Source organism: Tsukamurella ocularis, assembly GCF_965138335.1.
GTDB lineage: Bacteria > Actinomycetota > Actinomycetes > Mycobacteriales > Mycobacteriaceae > Tsukamurella > Tsukamurella ocularis_A.
In genome coordinates this window covers 1,701-21,603 of the sequence record NZ_CBCSDV010000015.1, presented here as the reverse complement: position 1 = coordinate 21,603, position 19,903 = coordinate 1,701, and the positions used below count along the sequence as shown (strand labels likewise).

Annotated in this window: 21 protein-coding genes; 8 read left to right on the top strand and 13 right to left on the bottom strand. The window is 72.3% G+C overall.

Going from position 1 to position 19,903, the window contains the following annotated elements:
- The first annotated feature begins 6 nt into the window (after positions 1-6).
- Both ACNAYW_RS14460 and ACNAYW_RS14455 read left to right on the top strand, forming a co-directional pair.
- Positions 7-729, top strand: coding sequence for a VIT1/CCC1 transporter family protein (locus ACNAYW_RS14460; RefSeq protein WP_415850379.1), 723 nt, complete (start codon positions 7-9; stop codon positions 727-729).
- Positions 730-740: 11 nt separating this feature from the next.
- Entirely contained in the window at positions 741-1,259 is a 519-nt protein-coding gene (locus tag ACNAYW_RS14455) for a gamma carbonic anhydrase family protein (RefSeq protein WP_415850378.1), read from the top strand.
- Positions 1,260-1,292: 33 nt separating this feature from the next.
- Here the strand turns inward: ACNAYW_RS14455 and ACNAYW_RS14450 are convergent, their stop codons facing one another.
- Entirely contained in the window at positions 1,293-1,778 is a 486-nt protein-coding gene (locus ACNAYW_RS14450; RefSeq protein WP_415850377.1) for a hypothetical protein, read from the bottom strand.
- Between the two features lie 29 nt (positions 1,779-1,807).
- Here ACNAYW_RS14450 and ACNAYW_RS14445 point away from each other — a divergent pair, with 29 nt between their 5' ends.
- Together ACNAYW_RS14445 and ACNAYW_RS14440 are read left to right on the top strand one after the other, a co-directional pair.
- Positions 1,808-2,272, top strand: coding sequence for a Rieske (2Fe-2S) protein (locus ACNAYW_RS14445; RefSeq protein ID WP_415850474.1), 465 nt, complete (start codon positions 1,808-1,810; stop codon positions 2,270-2,272).
- A gap of 121 nt (positions 2,273-2,393) precedes the next feature.
- Positions 2,394-3,878, top strand: coding sequence for a flavin-containing monooxygenase (locus ACNAYW_RS14440; protein WP_415850376.1), 1,485 nt, complete (start codon positions 2,394-2,396; stop codon positions 3,876-3,878).
- A 73-nt stretch (positions 3,879-3,951) separates the two neighbouring features.
- On the opposite strand, the gene ACNAYW_RS14435 is transcribed toward ACNAYW_RS14440, so the two are convergent.
- From ACNAYW_RS14435 to ACNAYW_RS14420, 4 genes are read right to left on the bottom strand one after another with little or no spacing between them, the layout of a single operon-like run.
- Positions 3,952-4,608, bottom strand: a complete 657-nt coding sequence (locus ACNAYW_RS14435; protein WP_415850375.1) for a L,D-transpeptidase — start codon at positions 4,606-4,608, stop codon at positions 3,952-3,954.
- Positions 4,609-4,646: 38 nt separating this feature from the next.
- Positions 4,647-5,282, bottom strand: a complete 636-nt coding sequence (locus tag ACNAYW_RS14430; RefSeq protein WP_415850374.1) for a CPBP family intramembrane glutamic endopeptidase — start codon at positions 5,280-5,282, stop codon at positions 4,647-4,649.
- On the bottom strand, positions 5,264-6,076 hold the full coding sequence (locus ACNAYW_RS14425; protein ID WP_415850373.1) for a hypothetical protein: 813 nt from the start codon (positions 6,074-6,076) through the stop codon (positions 5,264-5,266). The genes ACNAYW_RS14430 and ACNAYW_RS14425 overlap by 19 nt, the downstream gene beginning before the upstream one ends.
- 29 nt (positions 6,077-6,105) lie before the next feature.
- Positions 6,106-6,441, bottom strand: a complete 336-nt coding sequence (locus ACNAYW_RS14420; RefSeq protein WP_415850372.1) for a hypothetical protein — start codon at positions 6,439-6,441, stop codon at positions 6,106-6,108.
- Positions 6,442-6,506: 65 nt separating this feature from the next.
- Between ACNAYW_RS14420 and ACNAYW_RS14415 the strand changes: the two genes are divergently transcribed.
- Positions 6,507-6,842, top strand: a complete 336-nt coding sequence (locus tag ACNAYW_RS14415; protein WP_068525672.1) for an RNA polymerase-binding protein RbpA — start codon at positions 6,507-6,509, stop codon at positions 6,840-6,842.
- 69 nt (positions 6,843-6,911) lie between these two features.
- On the opposite strand, the gene ACNAYW_RS14410 is transcribed toward ACNAYW_RS14415, so the two are convergent.
- From ACNAYW_RS14410 to ACNAYW_RS14385, 6 genes are all read right to left on the bottom strand, one after another.
- The gene (locus ACNAYW_RS14410) at positions 6,912-7,670 is read right to left on the bottom strand and encodes a polyprenol monophosphomannose synthase (protein WP_415850371.1); all 759 of its coding nucleotides are present in this window, start codon (positions 7,668-7,670) and stop codon (positions 6,912-6,914) included.
- Positions 7,667-9,202, bottom strand: a complete 1,536-nt coding sequence (lnt, locus tag ACNAYW_RS14405) for an apolipoprotein N-acyltransferase (protein WP_415850370.1) — start codon at positions 9,200-9,202, stop codon at positions 7,667-7,669. The genes ACNAYW_RS14410 and lnt overlap by 4 nt, the downstream gene beginning before the upstream one ends.
- Positions 9,199-10,761 (bottom strand): amidohydrolase, encoded by a 1,563-nt coding sequence (locus tag ACNAYW_RS14400; RefSeq protein WP_415850369.1) that lies wholly within the window; start codon positions 10,759-10,761, stop codon positions 9,199-9,201. Before ACNAYW_RS14400 ends, lnt begins: the two co-directional genes overlap by 4 nt.
- Positions 10,762-10,779: 18 nt before the next feature.
- On the bottom strand, positions 10,780-11,307 hold the full coding sequence (locus ACNAYW_RS14395; protein WP_415850368.1) for an FxsA family protein: 528 nt from the start codon (positions 11,305-11,307) through the stop codon (positions 10,780-10,782).
- Positions 11,308-11,418: 111 nt separating this feature from the next.
- Positions 11,419-14,991, bottom strand: a complete 3,573-nt coding sequence (cobN, locus tag ACNAYW_RS14390; RefSeq protein WP_415850367.1) for a cobaltochelatase subunit CobN — start codon at positions 14,989-14,991, stop codon at positions 11,419-11,421.
- Positions 14,992-15,016: 25 nt separating this feature from the next.
- Positions 15,017-15,763 carry a FadR/GntR family transcriptional regulator gene (locus ACNAYW_RS14385; RefSeq protein ID WP_415850366.1) on the bottom strand — a complete coding sequence of 249 codons (747 nt, stop codon included), beginning with the start codon at positions 15,761-15,763 and terminating at the stop codon, positions 15,017-15,019.
- Positions 15,764-15,923: 160 nt separating this feature from the next.
- Between ACNAYW_RS14385 and ACNAYW_RS14380 the strand changes: the two genes are divergently transcribed.
- The 3 genes from ACNAYW_RS14380 to ACNAYW_RS14370 are packed head-to-tail and all read left to right on the top strand — an operon-like array spanning position 15,924 to position 18,780.
- On the top strand, positions 15,924-16,664 hold the full coding sequence (locus ACNAYW_RS14380; RefSeq protein ID WP_415850365.1) for a (Fe-S)-binding protein: 741 nt from the start codon (positions 15,924-15,926) through the stop codon (positions 16,662-16,664).
- Positions 16,665-16,708: 44 nt separating this feature from the next.
- Complete coding sequence (locus ACNAYW_RS14375) at positions 16,709-18,145, top strand: LutB/LldF family L-lactate oxidation iron-sulfur protein (protein ID WP_415850473.1); 1,437 nt, start codon at positions 16,709-16,711, stop codon at positions 18,143-18,145.
- Positions 18,142-18,780, top strand: a complete 639-nt coding sequence (locus ACNAYW_RS14370) for a LutC/YkgG family protein (RefSeq protein ID WP_415850364.1) — start codon at positions 18,142-18,144, stop codon at positions 18,778-18,780. Before ACNAYW_RS14375 ends, ACNAYW_RS14370 begins: the two co-directional genes overlap by 4 nt.
- A gap of 5 nt (positions 18,781-18,785) precedes the next feature.
- On the opposite strand, the gene ACNAYW_RS14365 is transcribed toward ACNAYW_RS14370, so the two are convergent.
- Together ACNAYW_RS14365 and ACNAYW_RS14360 are read right to left on the bottom strand one after the other, a co-directional pair.
- The gene (locus ACNAYW_RS14365; RefSeq protein WP_415850363.1) at positions 18,786-19,268 is read right to left on the bottom strand and encodes an FAS1-like dehydratase domain-containing protein; all 483 of its coding nucleotides are present in this window, start codon (positions 19,266-19,268) and stop codon (positions 18,786-18,788) included.
- Positions 19,265-19,903: TetR/AcrR family transcriptional regulator (locus ACNAYW_RS14360; RefSeq protein WP_415850362.1), on the bottom strand; the 639-nt coding region annotated here is incomplete at its 5' end. The genes ACNAYW_RS14360 and ACNAYW_RS14365, both read right to left, overlap by 4 nt.

The window sequence follows — 19,903 nt, the reverse complement described above, 5'->3', positions numbered from 1 at the left end:
CTTCGCATGGCTGAGCAGATCGGTGAAGGCACACATGAATTCGAGCCGCACCACGCCGCGATCGGGGACCGTCTCAACTGGCTGCGAGCGGGGGTGCTCGGCGCCAACGACGGACTGATCTCGACCGCGGGCATCGTCATCGGCGTCGCGGCGGCGACGGGCGAGTCCTCCGCGATCCTCACCGCGGGGATCGCCGGCCTCACCGCGGGCGCCGTGTCGATGGCGCTCGGCGAGTACGTCTCCGTGAGCACGCAGCGCGACACCGAGGTCGCGCTCATCGCCAAGGAGAAGGCGGAGCTGAGGGACATGCCCGACGACGAGTTCGCGGAGTTGGAGCAGATCTACCGCCAGAAGGGGCTCTCCCCCACCACGGCCCGCCTCGTCGCCGAGGAGCTCACCGCCAAGGACCCACTGCAGGCGCACCTCGACGCCGAGCTCGGCATCGACGAGGGGAATCTGACGAGCCCGGTCGCGGCGGCCCTGTCGTCGGCCGTCTCGTTCAGCGTGGGCGCGAGCATCCCGATCCTCGCCTCCCTCATCGAGGCGCAGCGGATCCTCGCGATCGTCGTCGCGGTGCTGGTCGGGCTCGCGCTCACCGGCTACGTCTCCGCGCGGCTCGGCGATGCGGACGTCCGGCGCGCGACGGCCCGCGTCGTGCTCGGCGGCCTCATCGCGATGGCCGTCACCTACGTGGTCGGTAAGGTCCTCGGCACCACCGGTATCGCCTGAGGAGGCCGCGAGTGATCGCACGATTCGCAGACAAGACGCCCCGCATCGCCGAGACGGCCTGGGTCGCCGAGACGGCCACCGTCGTCGGGGACGTGGAGCTCGGACCGGGTGTCGGGGTGTTCTACAGCGCCGTGGTGCGCGGCGACACGACGCCCATCGTGATCGGTGAGAACAGCAACGTCCAGGACGGCGTGGCGATGCACGCCGACCCGGGCTTCCCGCTGAAGGTCGGTGAACGGGTGTCCATCGGCCACAACGCGGTGGTGCACGGGTGCACGGTCGGCGACGACGTGCTGATCGGCATGGGCGCGGTCGTCCTCAACGGCGCGGTGATCGGTGCCGGCAGCCTGATCGCGGCGAACGCCCTGGTTCCTCAGGGGATGGAGGTGCCGCCCGGGTCGATGGTCGCGGGGGTGCCCGCGAAGGTGCGGCGCGAGCTGTCCGACGAGGAGCGTGCCGGGATCACGGCGAACGCCGCGGGCTACCAGTTCCTGACGCAGGCCCACTCGACGCAGACCGGCCCGGCGTAGCCCCGGCACGTCGTCGCGGCCGGGCGGAACACCTCAGAGCCCCGACCACACCATCGTCGCGCCGGAGTGCCCGGCCGCGATCACGCCCCACAGGCACGCGGCCGCCGCCACCGTCGACAACACGCCCAGGACGACGGTGCCCGCGCGACCGGAGAGCACCGTCGACCCCGAGACGCGGGAGGCGACGGCCGGGCTGGATCCCGCCCAGACCAGGAGGGCGACGACGAACAGCGCCAGCGACCACAGGAACGTCGCCGTGCCCTGGGTCTCGTGGCCCGCGATCTGCTCGCGCATTCCCTCCATCGACGGGCGCTGCTCGAGCTTCTCCCCCGACTCCTTCGCGAGATAGCACGCGAGTGTCGCGACCAGCGCGAACACCGGCAGCGCGACCCCGAGCCGCGTGCGGGCCACGGGCCACCAGGCGGCGATCACGAGAGCGAGCGCGGCCAGGGGCAGCAGCACGACCGCGGCGTGGACCAACAACGGATGACTCGGAATTCCCGCGATCTCGGTGAGCACGCATCAATGCTGGCAGAGTGGACCCCGTGATGCAGACGACTCAGCCAAGCTTCTGCCCCACGCGGCGCGCGGTCCTCGCGGCGCTTCCCGGTATCGCGATCCTGCCCGTCGCGGTGGCCTGTGGAACGTCCTCGACGAACGACGACGCCCCGTCGGGCTCAACCACGACGAACGGCGCCTCGACGGGAGGCGCCGCACCGGGCGGCGGCGCCCGGATCCCGGTGGCCCAGGTGCCCGTCGGGAGCGCCGTGGTGATCGCGGGCCCCAAGCCGTACGTGGTCGCCCAGCCCACCGACGGGACCTTCGTCGCGTTCGACGCGGCCTGCACCCACCAGGGCACCGTCGTGGCGGCGCAGGACGGCCTCAGCCTCGAATGCCCGGCCCACGGCAGCAGGTTCAACGGGGGCACCGGCGCGGTGGAGGGCGGCCCCGCGAGAACCGCGCTGGCCTCGGCCCCCGTGCGGCGCGACGGGGAGGAACTCGTCGTCGGATGACGACCGGTTGATAGATATGGACCCGGAAGCTACCGCGTTGTAGCATGGCGGGAACGTTATTGAACTGGTCTCAGTAGGCAGCCACCGCCGGGACCGTCACCACTTCAACGAGGAGGCTCCCGTGGCCAATCCCGAGGCGATCTACAAGGACGTGCTCATCGTGGGCGCCGGACTCGCCGGCATCGACACCGCCTACCGCGTGTCGAACGAGATCCCGCAGTTCAGCTACGCCGTGCTCGAGCAGCGCGCCGAGATGGGCGGCACCTGGGACCTGTTCAAGTACCCCGGCATCCGCTCGGACTCGGACATCTTCAGCCTGAGCTACCCGTTCCTGCCCTGGAAGGGCACGAACCGCCTCGCCAGCGGCCCGGAGATCAAGGCCTACATCGAAGAGGCCGCCGCGAAGTTCGGCATCGACAAGAACATCAGCTTCAACACCAAGGTCGGCACCGTCGACTTCGACTCGCGGACCGACCTGTGGACGGTGACGGCCGAGCGCGAGGGTGAGCAGGTCGTCTACCAGGCGCGCTTCCTCGTGGCGTGCACCGGCTACTACGACTACGAGGCCGGGTACGAGCCGCCCTTCCCCGGCGTCGACCAGTTCCAGGGCCAGGTCGTGCACCCGCAGCACTGGCCCGAGGACCTGGACTACCAGGGCAAGAAGGTCGTCGTGATCGGGTCGGGCGCCACCGCCATCACCCTGATCCCGTCGATGGCCGACGACGTCGAGCACATCACCATGCTGCAGCGCTCCCCCACGTACGTGCTGCCGGTGCCCAATGCCGACCCGCTCACCAAGTTCGGCGCCAAGGTGCTGCCCGCGACGGTCTCGCACAACATCACCCGCAACGTCAACGCCGTCATCAACGTCGGCCAGTACGTGCTGGCGCGCTCCTTCCCGAAGACCTCGCGCAAGTTCCTGCGCAAGCTCAACCAGGCCATGCTCCCCGAGGGCTACGACGTGGACGTCCACTTCAAGCCCAAGTACGAGCCCTGGGACCAGCGCCTCTGCGTCGTCCCCAACGGCGATCTGTTCAAGACCATCAAGGACGGCAAGGCGGAGGTGGTCACCGACACCATCGACACCTTCACGGAGAAGGGCATCCGGCTGTCGTCGGGCCGCGAGCTCGAGGCCGACATCGTCATCACGGCGACCGGCCTGCAGCTGCTCGCCTTCGGCGGCGTCGAGGTCAACGTCGACGGTGCCCCGATCAAGCCCAACGACAAGTTCGCCTACAACGGCTACATGCTCGAGGGCGTGCCGAACTTCGCGTTCATCATCGGCTACACCAACAATTCGTGGACGCTGCGCGCCGACATCTCGGCCCGCGGTATCGCGCGCCTGCTCAACCACATGGTGGTCAAGGGCTACACGCACGTCGAGCCGGAGGTCGGCGGCAAGGTGCTCACCGAGCACCCCGCCCTGGACCTGAGCTCGGGCTACGTGCAGCGCTCGCCCGACGCGATGCCCAAGGCCGCCACCGAGCAGCCCTGGATGATCCGGCACAACTTCGTGCTCGACTCGCTCGACTACCAGCGCTCGCGCGTCGACGCGCCCGAGCTGAAGTTCGGTACCGTCGCGGCGCCGTCGAAGGCCGGCGTCTGATCGCCTGATCCGCAACGACGAACCCGCCCCCTCCGACACGGAGGGGGCGGGTTCGTTCGTCGTGCGTCGGGGCTCAGGAGCCCTGCACGTAGGTGCCGCCGACGGTGTTGCGCACCACGATCGGCGAGCCGATCGGGAAGTTGTCGTAGAAGTACTTGCCGTTGGCGGTGCTCACGTTGAGGCAGCCGTGGCTCACGTTGGAGACGCCTTGCTGGTTCACCGACCACGGGGCGGCGTGCACGAAGATGCCGCTCCACGACATGCGCGTCGCGTACTCGACGTAGGTGCGGTAGCCCTCCGGGGAGTCGACCGGCACGCCGTACGTGGACGAGTCCATGTACATGTCGCGCTTCTTCTCCATGGTGTAGTACACACCGTTCGGCGTCGGGTGCTTGTTCGTGCCGAAGGACGTCGGCATGGTCTTGACGACCTCGCCGTCGTGCCAGACGGTGATCTGCTTGGTGTTGTCGTCCGCGAGGGCGACCCAGCCGGTCTTGGTGGCGACGGGAGGCTCGGGCGAGGCCGCGACGGTCTCGCTCGTCTCGGTGGCGCCGGCCGGCGTCGACGGACCCGTCGGGCGGGGCGTGGTCGGACGCGCCGGGGTCGTGGGAGCTGCGCCCGCGACGGCCGCGGAGGCCGTGGCCGCGACGATCGCCGCTGCCGCGCCCGCGCCGAGGCGCGCGAATCCGCGCCGGTTGACGCCGGTGGGACCGAGGTTCCGGTCAGTCATCGTTGTTCCTCCTGCGGTATCAAGCTTTGCGCACGATTCTACGGGTCGAGGGGCTCAGGTGAAGAAATCACTGAACCGGAGCTGAGGATCGCACCGGTACCGTTAAGCATCCAGTGGGCCAGGAAACAGGGCCACCACCTGCCGGTTCTCCGTGCCAGCGCATCCATCAGGGCCCCGAAACCGGCGGTGACGCCGATTGTCGGAAATACGGGGTCGTGAGCGCTGCGTGCGGCACCGACGTGCCACAGCCCGAACGCGAGCGGCCCCGCCACGGCGCCGGTCCGCCTGCCGTACGCCGACTGCAGCGCCGGCGTGAGCGCACCGCGGAAGAGCAGTTCCTCCGGCAGCGCCGTGCCGAGCGGGATGTCCACCAGGACCCATTTCGCCCGGTTGGACGGTGCCTCCCGCCGCACGGGCCGCACCAGGGTCAGGCCGGCGACCGTGAGCGCTCCCCCGACGGCGATGCCGGCCGCGGTCGGCACGCGCGACCGGGCGAGCGCGGCGTCGGCCGCGCAGAAGGCGAGCGTTGCGGCCGAGCGGGCATCCCGGCGCCGGCCGAACCGATCCGCGAGCCGGGGCAGCACCGCGTTGGACCACGCCACGGCGGCTCCGGCCGCGAGCGCGGGTGCGCCGCGGGCGGCCCGGTGCCCGCGGGTCACTGCATCGCCACCCACGAGCCCAGGGAGCGGTACAGGGTGGCGGAGAAGGGCAGATCGCTCCCATACTTCGCGGGGTCGCGCGAGGCGTCCTCCTGCAGGGCGTGGCTCACCCCGCGCAGGCGCACGTAGTTCGCGTGGGTGCCGGTCATCACGTCGGCCAGGTCCTGCGTCGCGGAGCAGTCGACGGCGACGTCCGCGTCGGAGCAGGTCACGATGTTGTGCTTCTGCGGCGGCAGGGTCATGGCGGTCCGCAGCACGTCGGGGGTCCCTGCCGGCAGGCCCGAGAGCACGGGTTCGACGAGGGCCATCGGCACGGCCGCGCGGCCGGTGCCGCCCGTGCCGAGCGCGAGCGCCAGGGCCGCCGCGGTGCCGTGGCCGACGGCGAGCAGCCGGTCGTCGCCCAGGCCCGCACGCTCGGCGAGCGCGGTGAGGCCCTTCCCGGCCCGGTCCACCAGGGCCGCGTAGCCCGGGCTGCCCGACGGTGCGCCGTCGAAGCGGAGCGAGGCCACGCCGTGCTGCGCGAGCATCACCGAGAGCTCGCGCGCGGCGACCTGGCCCGCCCGGTCCGGCCCGGCCAGGATCAGGGCGGCGCGCAGCCGCTGCGGGTTGCTCGGCGAGACGTAGGTCGCGGCGCCGGCGTCGGCCGGCACCTGCACGGTCGACTCGTTCCAGTTCGCGGGCAGCGCCGCCGGGGCGGGCGGCGCGGGCTCCTGCGAGATCACCGGGGTGGGCTTGTCCGAGGCGCAGGACGCGACGGCGAGCAGCATCGCGAGGATCACCGCGGCGAACCGGGTCCGGGCGTGGGTCATCGACGTTCCCTCTCGTGATTCGGCGCGGGTCAGCGCAGGCGTTCGGCGGCGCGCGCGGTCTCGACGAGCCGGTCCGCGAGTTCGGCGAGTTCATCCCGGTCGGCGCCCTCGGCGATCGCGGTGCGCACGTCCTCGGCCGCGCAGCGCACCTCGAACATACGCTCCCCGACCGACTCGGCCTCGTCCGCGGTGAGGACCACCGAATCCGGGGGCAGGGACGTCCCGGCGAGGGCGTTGCGGGCCTCGTAGGCGCGCTGCCGGCACGACCGGCGGCAGTACTTGCGGGTGCGCCCGGGCCCCTCCGTGACGACCTCGCGCCCGCACCAGGCACACGCGGCGGACCTGCGACGGCGAGCGGTGGTCATGGGCCGCAGTCTAATGAACCGGGTAGACTGGGAATGTTCGGCGTAGGCGAGAGGTTGGGAGAAGCATGGCAGATCGAGTTCTACGGGGCAGCCGCCTGGGCGCGGTGAGCTATGAGACGGATCGGGACCACGACCTCGCTCCGCGCCGGGTGGCGCGGTACCGCACGGACAACGGTGAGGAGTTCGACGTCCCGTTCGCGGACGACGCCGAGATCCCCGGCACCTGGCTGTGCAAGAACGGGCTCGAGGGCACCCTGATCGACGGGGTCGCACCCGAGGAGAAGAAGGCGAAGCCGCCGCGCACGCACTGGGACATGCTCCTGGAGCGGCGGTCCGAGGGTGAGCTCGAGGAGCTCCTCAAGGAGCGGCTGGACCTGCTCAAGGCGCGGCGCGGTAAGTAGGCGCGAGGTTCGTCCGACGAACACGAAGGGCCCCGGAGAGATCCGGGGCCCTTCGGCGTTCTCGCGGTCCTACTTGCCGCGCAGCTTCTGCAGCTTGCGCCGGCGGGCCTGGAGGCCCCACTTCGGCACCAGGGTGGCCGCCTCCTTGAAGATGGAGCCGCTCATCTTGGAGTCGCCGATCACGCGCTCGGTGAAGGTGATGGGCACCTCGACCACGGAGAACCCGGCCTGCACCGCGCGCCACGTCAGGTCGATCTGGAAGCTGTATCCCAGCGACTCCACCTCGTCGAGGCCGAGGCCCTCGAGGGTCTCGCGCCGGAAGGCCTTGTAGCCGCCGGTGATGTCCCGGATCCGGGTGCCCAGCATGATCTGGCTGTAGACGTTGCCGCCGCGCGAGATGAGCTGGCGCGACAGGGGCCAGTTCACGGTCTTGCCGCCGAAGACGTAGCGCGATCCGATCACCAGGTCGGCGCCGGCGTCGATCGCCGCGAGGTGTCGCTCGAGCTGCTCCGGGGCGTGCGAACCGTCGGCGTCCATCTCGACGATCACGCGGTAGTCGCGCTCGAGGGCCCACCGGAAGCCTGCGATGTAGGCGCCGCCGAGGCCGTTCTTCTCGGCCCGGTGCAGCACGTGGATCCGCGGGTCCTCCGCGGCCATCGTGTCGGCGAGGTCGCCGGTCCCGTCGGGGCTGTTGTCGTCGACCACGAGCACGTCGACGCCGGGCTGCGCGCGGTGCAGCCGGCCCACGATGAGCGGCAGGTTCTCCAGCTCGTTGTACGTGGGGATGATCACCAGCGTCTTCGACGACGGCGCTGACGTCTCACTCATGCAGGTTCCTCGGTCCGTGGGCGGGGCTGAAACAGACCTCCATCGTGCCTTATCGCCATCGCGATTCCGCAGAGGGTGGCCAGGAGGAACACGACCTCGCCCCAATTCCCCAGCCGCGCGGCAGGAGTGAGGCCGTCGCGCAGCCGGATCGTCTCCACGAGGTGATCGTTCGTCCAGATGCTCGTTTGCCGGGTCACCTCGCCGTCGGGGCGCACCAGTGCGCTGACCCCGGTGGTGGCCGCGACCACCACGTCGCGGTCCAGCTCGACCGCCCGCACCCGGGACATGCCGAGCTGCTGGTAGGTCATGCCGGTGCGGCCGAAGGTGGCGTTGTTGGTGGGCACGGTGAGCACCTGCGCGCCGTTCTCGACGGACCCGCGCAGTGCCCGGTCGAAGGCCACCTCGTAGCAGGTCGCCACCCCGAGCGGGATGCCGTTCGGACTGACCACACCGGTACCGGTGCCGGGCGTGAAGTCGTTCGCGAGGTCCACGTAGTCGCTGAACAGGCGGAAGAAGCCGCGCATCGGCATGGTCTCGCCGAACGGCTGCAGGATCGCCTTGTCGTGCCGCTCCAACGCGCCCGACGCGTCGATGAGGATCATGCTGTTGTAGTAGCGGCCGGTACCGTCGTAGTGCACCGTCCCGACGAGGATCGGGGCGCGCACGTCGGCGGCCGCGGCGCGGATCCGGGCCGCGACGTCCGGATCGCGCTCCGGCGAGACGTCGGAGGAGTTCTCCGGCCAGATCACCACGTCGGGCTGCTTCTGCCGCCCCTCCCGCACCTCCGTCGCGAGCCGGTGCGTCTCGTTCAGGTGGTTGGTGAGCACGGCCTCGCGCTGGGTCGCGACGTCCCAGCGTTGTTCGGGCACGTTCCCCTGGATCGCCGCGATGGACACGGTCCGGCCCTCCGACGCCGCGCCCACGAACGGCCAGGCGGCGGCGGTGCCGATCGCCACGACGGCCGCCGCGGCCGCGGGCAGCAGGTACGTCCGACGGTCCGCGCGGCGGTACGCCGCCACCGCCGCAGCGGCCAGGCACGCACCGAGCAGGGCGACGGCGAAGGACAGGCCGGGCGCGCCGACGTACCGGGCCAGGGCCAGCAGCGGACCGTCGGCCTGGCTGAAGGCGAGCCTCCCCCACGGGAATCCGCCGAAGGGGAAGGAAGCGCGCGCCCATTCGGTGACGGCGAACGTCGCGGCGACCCAGACGGGGCCACCGGGGGCGCGGGCGACGCGCGCCGCGATGAGCCCGAACAGGCCGTAGTACAGGGCGCACGTGATGCCGAGGCCGATCCACGGCAGCGCGCCCACCATGGAGTCGATCCATTTGAGGAGCGGGACGAACAGGCCCAGCCCGGCGAGGAAGCCATAGAGGAATCCGCCGCGCAGGGTGACCCGTGCGGGCACGGTGAGGACGGCCACGAGCACGGCGACGCCGACGGGCGCCAGCCACCACAGTCCGGCGGGCGGGAAGGCGAAGAACAGCGCGACGCCGGCGAGGAGCGCGGCGCCCCCGCGGACCAGGAGGTTCACGCCGCGAACACCGTCCGGCCGTCGACCACGGTGCGCAGGCACAGCGGCAGGCGCGCGCCCGGCGCGAGGTCGGGCAGCGGGGCCACCCCCGCGCGGGGATCGGTCGACCAGCGCTGCACGGCGTCCGACGGTGCGCGGACCACCAGCTCGTCGGCGTCCCAGACCGCGAACGTCGCGGGCGCGCCGGGGACCAGCGTCCCGGCGACGCCGTCGCGGACTCCCCCGGCGCGCCAGGCCCCGCGGGTGGCGGCCGCGAAGGCCGCGCGCGGCGAGATCGCACTGCCGGGCGTGTGGTGCTGCGTCGCGGCGCGCAGGGTGGCCCACGGGTCGAGCGGGGTGACGGGCGAATCCGAGGAGAAGGCGAGCGGCACGGCGTTCTTCGCCAGCAGCGCGAAATCGTTGAGCGTCGCCGCGCGCTCCGCGCCGAGCCGCCGCGCGTACATCCCGTCGGGCCCGCCCCAGAGCGCGTCGAACTGCGGTTGCATCGAGGCGTTGACGCCCCAGTCGCCGAGCTTCGCGGCCTCCTCCGGCGACACCATCTCCGCGTGCTCGACGCGGTGGCCGCAGGAGGCGACCCGGGGCCCGCCGAAGGCGTCGACGGCCGCGGCGAAGGCCGCGACGACCCGGGCGACCGCGGCGTCGCCGATGGCGTGGAAACCGGCCTGGATCCGGGCCCTCGTGCAGGCCAGGACGTGCGCGGTCACGGTCTCCTGGTCGAGGTACGCCACGCCGTTCGACGGGGCGTCCGCGTACGGCGCGTGGAGCAGCGCGGTACGGCTGCCCAGCGAGCCGTCGACGAAGAGATCGCCGGCCAGGCCGTCGGCCCCGGTGCGGTAGAGGATCGCGCGGGCGTGGTCGGCGTCGCGGGCGGCCTCACCCCAGTAGCGGCGCACGTCCACGCCGTGGTCGAGCGAGCCGAGGAGAGTGAAGTCGCGCTCCCCCGCGATGTCCGGCCCGCCGCACTCGTGGACGGCGGCGATCCCGGCGGCGGCGGCCGCATCGAGGGCGGCGGTCTGCGCGGCGGTGATCTGCGCATCGGTGAGCGCCGCCGAGGCGGTGGCGCGGACGGCGTGGTGGGCGGCAGCGGTCAACGGACCGTCGGGCGAGAACCCGGCGAGGCCCTCCAGCCCCGGCACGAGGGCGCGGAGGGCGGTGCTGGCCTGCGCCGAGTGCTCGTCGATCCGGGCCGCGTAGATCACGCGGTTCTCGTCGAGATCGGTGCGCTGGAGCGGGCGCTCCCAGGTGGTGTCGTCCCACCCGCGGGCGATCACGGTGTCGCCGGTCGCCGCCGCGAGCGCCGCCCGCGCCGCCTCCGGCCCGCCGGACAGGTCCGGCCCGGTGAGCGCGAGGCCCGTGGCGGTGACGTGGACGTGGGTGTCGACGAAGGCGGGGGCGACGAAGGCGCCGTCGAGGTCGGTGACCTGCGCGTCCGGGTGCAGGGCGCGGGCCGCGCGGTCCTCCCCGATCCAGCTGATGCGGCCGTTCTCGACGGCGATCGCGGTGGCGGTGGTGGACGTGGGCGTGTAGATCCGCCCGCCGACGAGCAGTTCGGTGGTCACGGTGGACCAGTCTGCCAACTACGGAGCCGGCGGCAACTCGCGGTATCCCGGTCGCGGCCCGGGCCCACCGAAGTCGACGACGGACTCGGCCGGGGTGCCCTGGTCGGTGACCACGCCGCCGTCGACGACGGTGCCGTAGCCGCGCGGCCGGCCCGCGAGGACGGTGACCAGGCCGGACTCCTCGACGAATGAGGCGACGCGCTTGGCGCCGACGTAGGCGACCGCGGGCCGGACCACCGCGCGGACAGGCTTGATCAGCAGGAGCAGGCCCAGCGCGGTGCTCACGACGCCGGGCACGGCGAGCAGGAAGACGGCGGCCGCGAGGATCGCGGTGTCCATGAGCGCGGGGCCCGCGGACCGCTGCCCGTCGAGGGCCTGCCCGAGGTCGCGCAGCACGCCGGCGGCGGTGCGCCGCAGCATGAGCACGCCCAGCGCGGTGGCGCCGATGATCGCCAGCACCGCCCAGCCGAAACCGAGCCAGGACACCAGCCCGGCGAACGCCGCGATCTCCACGACGAGGTAGGTGAGGAACGCGAGGAGCTTCATACCCCTACAACGGGCGAACCGGGCGAAAGGTTCCCCGTCGCTCCCGATTGAACACTGTTTCGGTCGGCGAAAGCCCAGGTCGCGCTGTACCGGAACAGTGTTCAATCGGGGTCAGCGGTCCTCGAGGTCGCCCTCGGTCTCGAGGTAGGCCTGCTGGAGGGCGGCGAGGAGCTGGGGATCCGGCTCCTTCCAGAGCTCGCGCTGCGAGGCCTCGAGGAGCCGCTCCGCGATGCCGTGCAGGGCCCACGGGTTGGACTCCTCCATGAACTTGCGGTTCTCGGGATCGAGGACGTAGTTCTCGGTGAGCTTCTCGTACATCCAGTCGGCCATGACGCCGGCGGTGGCGTCGAAGCCGAAGAGGTAGTCCACCGTCGCCGCCATCTCGAAGGCGCCCTTGTAGCCGTGCCGGCGCATGGCCGCCATCCACCGCGGATTCACGACGCGGGCGCGGAAGACCCGGTTGGTCTCCTCGCTCAGCGTGCGCGTGCGCACCGAGTCGGGACGCGTCGAGTCGCCGACGTAGGCCTCGGGGTCGGAGCCCGTGAGATGACGGACCGTCGCGACCATGCCGCCGTGGTACTGGAAGTAGTCGTCCGAGTCGGCGATGTCGTGCTCGCGGGTGTCGATGTTCTTCGCCGCCACGTTGATCCGCCGGTACGCGGCGCGCATGTCGTCGGCCGCCGGCGCACCGTCGAGCCCGCGGCCGTAGGCGTACCCGCCCCATGCGGTGTACACCTCGGCGAGGTCGGCGTCGCTGCGCCAGTTCTTCGAGTCGATGAGCTGCAGCAGGCCGGCGCCGTAGGTGCCGGGCTTGGACCCGAAGACGCGGGTCGTCGCGCGACGGGAGTCCCCGTGCTCGGCCAGGGCCGCGCGGGTGTGCGCCGCGACGTAATTGGATTCGTCCGCCTCGTCGAGCGTCGCGACCAGCTGGACGGCGTCGTCGAGCATGGCCACGACGTGCGGGAAGGCGTCGCGGAAGAAGCCGGAGATCCGGACGGTGACGTCGATGCGCGGCCGGCCCAGCTCCTCCAGGCCGATGACCTCCAGGCCGGAGACGCGGCGGGACTGCTCGTCCCACACCGGCGTCACGCCGAGGAGGGCCAGGACCTCCGCGATGTCGTCGCCCGCGGTCCGCATGGCGGAGGTGCCCCACACCGACAGGCCGACGGACTTCGGGTACTCATCGTGCTCGTCCCGATACCGGGCGACGAGCGAGGCGGCCAGCTCCTGCCCCGTCGCCCAGGCGAGCCGCGACGGCACGGCCTTGGGGTCCACCGAGTAGAAGTTGCGACCCGTGGGCAGCACGTTGACCAGGCCGCGCAGCGGCGAGCCCGACGGCCCGGCGGGCACGAAGCCGCCGTCCAGCGCCCGGAGCACGTGGTCGAGCTCGTCGCCCGTGCGGCGCAGGCGCGGCACGATCTCCGTCGCCGCGAAGTCGAGGATCCTCGCGACGGCGGGCACGTCGGTGAGGCCCGCCATGGCCGACGGTGCCCAGTCGGCGGCCGCGGCGGCGAGGACGAGCTCGCGGGCCCGGGCCTCGAACTCGTCCGTCTTCGCCTTCGACGCGGTGCCGTCCTCCTCCAGGCCCAGCGCCTCGCGCAGGCCCGGCGTGTGCAGCGCGCCCGCCCACATCTGCTTGGCGCGCAGCATCGCGAGCACGAGGTCGGTCTCCGAGTCCCCGACGGGTGCCTGCCCCAGGACGTGCAGGCCGTCGCGGATCTGCACGTCCTTGATCTCGCACAGCCAGCCGTCGACGTGCAGGATCATGTCGTCGAAGGCGTCCTCGTCGGGCTGATCGGTGAGGCCGAGGTCGTGGTCGAGCTTCGCGGCCTGCAGCAGCGTCCAGATCTGCTGGCGGATCATGGGAAGCTTCGCCGGGTCCAGGCTCTGCACGTTGGCGTACTCGTCCAGGTGCTGCTCGAGGCGGGCGATGTCGCCGTAGCTCTCGGCGCGGGCCATCGGCGGGATGAGGTGGTCGACGAGCACCGCGTGCGCGCGCCGCTTGGCCTGCGTGCCCTCGCCCGGATCGTTGACGAGGAACGGGTAGATCAGCGGAAGGTCGCCGAGCGCGGCGTCCGTGCCGCACGCCGCGGACATGCCGAGCGTCTTGCCGGGCAGCCATTCGAGGTTGCCGTGCTTGCCGAGATGGATCACCGCATCGGCGCCGAAGCCCTGTTCCCGGTCCGCGACCCAGCGGTAGCTGGCCAGGTAGTGGTGGCTCGGCGGCAGGTCCGGGTCGTGGTAGATCGCGACGGGGTTCTCGCCGAAGCCGCGCGGCGGCTGCACCATCACGGTGATGTTGCCGAAGCGCAGCGCGGCGATGGCGATGTCGCCGGAGCCCGTCGTGAACAGGCCGCCGGGGGCCTCGCCCCAGTGCTCGATCACCTGCTCGCGCAGCGCCGCCGGGAGCGTCGCGAACCAACCCCGGTAGACGTCCGGGTCGACGGTGACCTCGCTCCCGTCGAGCCGCTCGTCGGAGAGCCAGTCCGGGTCCTGGCCGCCGCGGGCGATGACGGCGTGGATGAACGCGTCGGAGTCGTCCGCCTCCAGCCCGGGGATCGCGGACGGATCCCCGATGTCGTAGCCCGCGCCGGCGAGGCGGCGGAGGAGCTCCAGCGCCGACTGCGGCGTGTCCAGGCCGACGGCGTTGCCGATCCGCGCGTGCTTGGTGGGGTACGCCGAGAGCATGAGCGCGACGCGCTTGTCGGCGTTGGGGATCGTGCGCAGCCGCGCGTGCCGCAGCGCGAGGCCCGCGACGCGGGCGGCGCGCTCGGTGTCCGGCACGTACGCGGGGAGCCCGTCGTCGCCGATCTCCTTGAACGAGAAGGGCACGGTGATGATGCGCCCATCGAACTCCGGGATCGCGACCTGCGTCGCCACGTCGAGCGGGCTGAGGCCGTCGTCGCTGCCCTCCCACTGTTCGCGGGAGGTGGTCAGCGCCAGGGCCTGCAGGATCGGGATGTCCAGGGCGGCGAGGCGGCCCACGTCCCAGGACTCGTCGTCGCCGCCCGCAGCCGCGCCGGCGGGATTGACGCCGCCCGCGGCGAGCACGGTCACGACCAGGGCGTCGAGGGTGCCGAGCTCGGCGAAGAGGGCGTCGTCGGCGGTGCGCAGCGAGGCGCAGTAGATCGGCACGGCCACCGCGCCGCGCTCCTCGATCGCCGAGGCCAGTGCGTCGATGTAGGCGGTGTTCCCCGCCAGGTGCTGGGCGCGGTAGTACAGCACGCCGATCCGCGGGCCCTCCTGCGGGCCCGCGGGCCGGTCCACGATCCCCCACTGCGGCGCCGCGACGGGCGGGGCGAAGCCGTCGCCGGTGAGCAGGATCGTGTCCGACAGGAAGTGGTACAGCTGCACCAGATTGTCGGGGCCACCCTCCGCCAGGTAGGCGTGCGCCTGCGTGGCGACGCCGGCGGCGACGGTCGAGGCCTCCATGAGATCGGCGTCGGGCGCCTGCTCCCCCGAGACGACGACGACCGGTTTTCCGCTCGCGGCGAGCGCGTCGAGGCCGCTCTCCCAGTACCGGCGGCCGCCGAGGATGCGGACCACCACGATGTCGGCGCCGTCGAGCAGGCCGGGCAGGTCGAGGTCCACGCTGATCCGCGCGGGATTGGCCCAGCGGTAGTCCGCGCCGCTGGCCTTCGCGCTGAGGAGGTCGGTGTCCGAGGTGGAGAGGAGGAGGATCACCGGCCCAACCCTAGTGGGCGCCGATTCAGACGATCGTTCCCGAGTGCAGGCCGGGCAGCCGACGGTAGGCGCCGCGGATGTGCGCCTCGGTCACGTCTGCGGCGCGACCCGCGTCCCCCTGCTCGATCGCCGCGAGGATCTCCCGGTGCTCCCGCTGCAGGACCGCGGTGAGCGCGGGCCAGTCCTCGATCTCCTCGAAGGCGGCGAGGATCCCCGCGCGCAGGGCCCCGCGGATGGCGACGGTCACCGTCGTGACGAGGCGGTTGCCGCAGGCCTCTGCGATGGCTGTGTGGAAATCGGTGTCGGCGTCGTTGAAGGCGGCTCGGTCGTCGCCCGCGGCGTCCATCGCGTCGAGCGCGGCGCGGACGGGGGCCAGCCCCGCGGCGTCGGCGTCGCGGGCCGCGAGCGAGACCGAGGAGCGCTCCAGAAGGACGCGCGCCTCGACGACCTCGGGGAACTCGAAGTTGGTGAGCGCCATGTGCAGGCGGAGGAAGTGCGCCAGCGAGTCCGCCGGCACGGCGCTGACGAAGGTGCCGGCGCGCGGGCCGCTCCCGGTGCCGGAGGTCACGACGCCCTGCGCCTCGAGCACGCGCAGCGCCTCCCGGACCGCGGGGCGGCTCACCTCCAGCCGCGCCGCGAGGTCGCGCTCGGGCGGCAACGCGTCACCCACGCGGAGCGCGCCGCTGAGGATCTGCTCCTCGATCGCGCTGATGACCAGCTGGTACGTGCGCGTACGGGCGACGGGCCGCCAGTCCGGTGCGTCGAGCGTCATGTCGTCGGCCTTCCGTACGGCGTGCGATCGGTTGACATGTGATGCCTGTCACCCTACCGTCGATCCTGTGGTCAGACCACAGCACTGAATGTTCCGACTCAGCCCGTTCGGAGATCCCCATGCCCCATCCGCGTCCCTGTCGCGCCCGGACGGCACCGTCGTGAAGGTCGCGCTGTTCGCCACCTGCTTCAACGACACGATGTGGCCCGAGACCCCGAAGGCCGTCGTCCGGTTGCTGGAGCGCCTCGGCGTCGAGGTCGAGTTCCCGCAGGCGCAGACGTGCTGCGGGCAGATGTTCACGAACACCGGCTACGCCGACGAGGCCATCCCCGGCGTCCGCCGGTTCGTCGACGTCTTCTCGGGGTACGACGCCGTCGTGGCACCGTCGGGCTCGTGCGTCGGCTCGGTGCGGCACCAGCACGCCGGCCTCGCCGATCGCGCCCGCGATCCTGGCCTCCGCGCCGCCGTCGCCGCCCTGACGCCCCGGGTCCACGAACTCAGCGAGTTCCTCGTCGACGTGCTCGGGGTCACCGACGTGGGCGCATACTTCCCGCACCGCGTCACCTATCACCCGACGTGCCACTCGCTGCGCATGCTCCGCGTCGGCGACCGCCCTGTGCGCCTGCTCCGCGCGGTCCGTGGCATCGACCTCGTGGAACTCCCGGACGCGGACCAGTGCTGCGGCTTCGGGGGCACCTTCGCCATGAAGAACGCCGACGTCTCGGTGGCGATGGGCCTGGACAAGACCGCGCGCGTCCGCGGCACCGGCGCCGAGTACCTCGTGGCCGGCGACAACTCGTGCCTCGCGCACATCGGCGGGCTCATGTCCCGTACCGGCGACCGCACGCGCACCGTCCACCTCGCCGAGATCCTGGCATCGACCGAAGGAGACCGGCCGTGACCACCGGACATCCCCACGTCGGCGTGACCGGCACGTTCGTCGGCATGCCCGCGTTCCCCGCCGCCGCCCGCGAAGCCCTCGGGGACACCACCCTGCGCCGCAACCTGGCGCACGCGACGAAGGTCATCCGCGGCAAGCGCGCCTCCGTCGTCGGGGAGCTCGACGACTGGGAGCAGCTGCGCGACGCCGCGGAGGCGATCAAGAACCGCACCCTGCGCCACCTCGACCACTACCTCGAGCAGTTCGAGGCCAACGCGACCGCCGCGGGCGCCGTCGTGCACTGGGCCCGGGACGCTGAGGAGGCGAACCGGATCGTCATCGACCTGGTCCGCGCGGCCGGCGCCGAGGAGGTGGTGAAGGTGAAATCGATGGCGACGCAGGAGATCGAACTCAACGAGGCGCTCGCCGCCGCCGGCATCGACGCCTGGGAGACCGACCTCGCGGAACTCATCGTGCAGCTCGGCGAGGACTGGCCGAGCCACATCCTGGTGCCCGCGATCCACCGCAACCGCACCGAGGTGCGCGACATCTTCCGGCGCCGCATGAAGGAGGTCGGCCGCCCCGCGCCGGACGATCTCACCGATGAACCCGCCCGGCTCGCCGAGGCCGCGCGCCTGCACCTGCGGGAGAAGTTCCTCCGCGCCGAGGTGGGCGTCAGCGGCGCCAACTTCGCCATCGCCGAGACCGGCGGCCTGGTCGTCGTCGAATCCGAGGGCAACGGCCGCATGTGCCTCACCCTGCCGAAGACGCTCATCTCCGTGGTGGGCATCGAGAAGATCCTGCCGACCTTCGCCGATCTCGAGGTCTTCCTGCAGGTACTCCCGCGCTCCAGCACGGGCGAGCGGGAGAACCCGTACACCTCGATCTGGACCGGGCCGGCCGGCGGCGGCGACGGCCCGGAGGCGGTGCACATCGTCCTCCTCGACAACCACCGCACGGACGTCCTCGCCGACGAGGTCGGACGCTCCGCGCTGCGCTGCATCCGCTGTTCCGCGTGCCTCAACGTGTGCCCGGTGTACGAGCGGGTGGGCGGGCACAGCTACGGCTCCGTCTACCCCGGCCCGATCGGCGCCGTGCTGACGCCCCAGCTGCGGGGCACCTCGTCCGAGGTCGACGCGTCGCTCCCCTACGCGTCCACGCTGTGCGGTGCGTGCTTCGACGCCTGCCCGGTGAAGATCCCGATCCCGGACCTGCTGGTGCATCTGCGGACGCGCGTGGTCGACGAGGCGCGCGGCGGCCTCCCGAAGCCCGAGGCAGCGGCCATGAAGGGCGCCGCGTGGATGTTCGGCAGCCCGCTCCGGCTCGGCGCGGCGCAGCGCGCCGCCACCCTCGGCGGCCGGATCCTCCGCAACCGCACGACCTTCGGCGCGCTCCCGGGCCCGATGCGCGGCTGGAGCGCGGAGCGCGACACACCGGTCCCGCCGACGGAGACCTTCCGCCAGTGGTGGGCCCGCGAGCGCGGCGGAAGGCGCGACCGATGACCGCGCGCGCGGAGATCCTGGGCCGGGTCCGGGCCGCGCTCGCCGACGTCCAGGACGCCGACGCCGCCGAGACCCCGGTCCCGTGGGTCTACGGCCGGACCGTCGGTACGGGCGACCTCGGCGTGATCGACCGTTTCGCCGAGCGGGTGGCCGACTACCGCGCCGAGGTCCGACGGTGCGCCGCCGCCGACCTCGGTGCGACGGTCCGCGCGGCGCTCGGACCGATCGACGGGCGTGCGGGCGTCCTCGGCGACGCCGTGGTGCGCGGCCTCGTGTCCGGCCCGCTCCCCTGGCTCGACGACGACGATCTCGCGCCGTACGAACTCGATGCCGCCGCGGCGGTGGTGACCACCGCCACCGTCGGGATCGCCAACACCGGCACGATCGTCCTCGACCACGGCCCCGGCCAGGGGCGACGGGCCGTCACCCTGGTCCCCGACGTGCACGTGTGCGTGGTGCACGCCGACCGGATCGTCGACGACGTCCCGGCGGCGGTGGCGCGGCTGCGGGAGACCGGCGCCCACGTGCGCCCGCTCACCTGGATCAGCGGGCCCAGTGCCACCAGCGACATCGAGCTGGACCGCGTGGAGGGCGTGCACGGCCCCCGGAACCTGCGGGTGATCGTCGTCGAGTGAGCGGCTCAGAGCACGGCGCCGTGCATGACGATGCCGGGGGCGGCCGCGTCGACGAGGTCGGTGTTCGCCTCGTCGCCGCCCGCGTAGGCGACGACGCTCGAGGTCTCGATCCGCGTCTCGCCGGCGACCCGGATCACGCAGTCGACGGTGAAGAGGTCGATGCCGGCCTTCGTGACGCGGTCGGCGATCCGGGCGCCCACCGAGGCGACGTCGCCGATGTGGATCGGCTCGACCTGCCGGACGGTCTGCGAGACGTGCAGCAACCGACCGACGTTGAAGTCCTCGATCTGCTCGGCCAGGAGCCGGGCCGCGACCTTGAACACCGGGTCGGCCACGATGAGCGGCGGAACGGGCGTGTCGCGCGGGATGATCCGGCTACTCGCATAGGGGACGTGCGGTGAGCGCGTGGCCCGGCCGTAGGACCGCAGTCCCTCCGAATCGACGGAGTAGCAGTCGTCCAGCCAGAGGGTGTAGTCGCCGTCGGTCATTCGGCGACTGTAGCGCCCCGCACCACGTCCGGAGCCGCCATCGTCAGGTCGAGCAGGGCCATCATCGAGTGGTACACGTCGGTGAGCGGGTAGATGTCTCGGGCCGCACGCGCACGCGCGACCGCGCCCTCGATGGAGCTCATGAACACGGAGGCGAAGACCAGCGCGCCGCGCTCCTCCACCCCGTATTCGACGAGCGCCGTGGCGAACCGCCGCTCGCACTCGGTGTACGCGGCGGTCGCGGCGTCCTGCACGCGCGGCGCACCGTCGGCCAGGGCGGCCGCGAGCAGTGGGCACCCCACCTGGAACTCGGACCGGACGAGGACGCGCTTCCACAGCTCGATGAACCGGCCGATCCACTCGCGGGGCTCGCCCTTACTGGTTGCCGCATCGATGTACCGCAACAGCCGACGGCCCGCGAGCGAGGTGGACGCCTCCACCAACTCCGCCTTGCCGCCGGGGAAGTACTGGTACAACGAGTTCTTGGAGGCCTGCGACTGCGCGGTGAGTTCGGCGAGGCCGGCGTCGGCGAAGCCGTGGCGGCCGACGAGATTGAGCGCGGTGTTCACCAGTCGGACCCGGGGGCGGGGACGCGGCTTGGGGGCGGCGGACATCGGGGCCGGACCCTCCTCAAC